This window comes from Bacillus litorisediminis, assembly GCF_022808645.1.
GTDB lineage: Bacteria > Bacillota > Bacilli > Bacillales > JC228 > Bacillus_BF > Bacillus_BF litorisediminis.
Window position 1 is genome coordinate 1 of the sequence record NZ_JAKZKT010000039.1, and the last position, 800, is coordinate 800.

Consider the following 800-nt stretch of genomic DNA (forward strand, 5'->3'; position numbering starts at 1 on the left):
TAGGTTTATTAACAATGGGGACAACATCCTACTCTTGGGGCCGCCAGGAGTAGGAAAAACCCATTTAGCGATTGGACTTGCTTTAGAAGCTCTAAATCAAGGTTACACGGCATACTATACCCGTTGTGATGACTTTATTACTATGTGTAAAAAAGCTGAAGAAAGAGGAACAACAAGTAGGTTAGTAAATAAATTATCAAAATCCAATCTACTCATATTGGATGAGATGGGATACTTCCCTTTTGATGAACTAAGCGCAAACCTCCTTTTTCAAATCATCTCGAAGAGATATGAACAAGGATCAATAATTATTACATCAAACAAATCTTACTTAGAGTGGGGAAAAATCTTCGGGGATGATGTACTGGCTACGGCTGTTTTAGATAGGCTGCTTCATCATTCTACTACTTTTAATATGAAAGGAGAATCCTATCGCTTAAGGGAAAAACAAAAAGCTGGAATTCAACCATTGGTAGCCAAGTGATGAAAATGGGGATTTTTCAGCCGTTGAATTTGGGGAATTTTAATCCGTTGTTGACATCATTACGAATCGTTGTATAAAGACAGTCGACAAACACAAAAGGGTAACAGTTGCTTAAAGCACGATTTTGCCACTCTTCTAAATCAGGGAGTACTGAATCTGTAATATCCGACACCATTTCATGAGATACAGAGAAGCCATAGATGTCTTCTATTGTGGAAGATATGTCTCGTTGAGACATTCCTCTTGCATACATCGAAATGACCTTATCCTCGATAGAGGATACGTCTCTTTTACGCTTTGGAATCAGCTGCGGTTC

1 protein-coding gene and 1 pseudogene are annotated in these 800 nt (G+C 38.4%); one reads left to right on the forward strand and one right to left on the reverse strand.

What is annotated here, in order from left to right; translation table 11 throughout:
• On the forward strand, positions 1-484 hold a 484-nt coding region (istB, locus tag MLE14_RS17075), incomplete at its 5' end, for an IS21-like element helper ATPase IstB (protein ID WP_243299626.1).
• Positions 485-539: 55 nt separating this feature from the next.
• Here the strand turns inward: istB and MLE14_RS17080 are convergent.
• Positions 540-800: pseudogene (locus MLE14_RS17080) on the reverse strand (transposase); the annotation flags it as partial.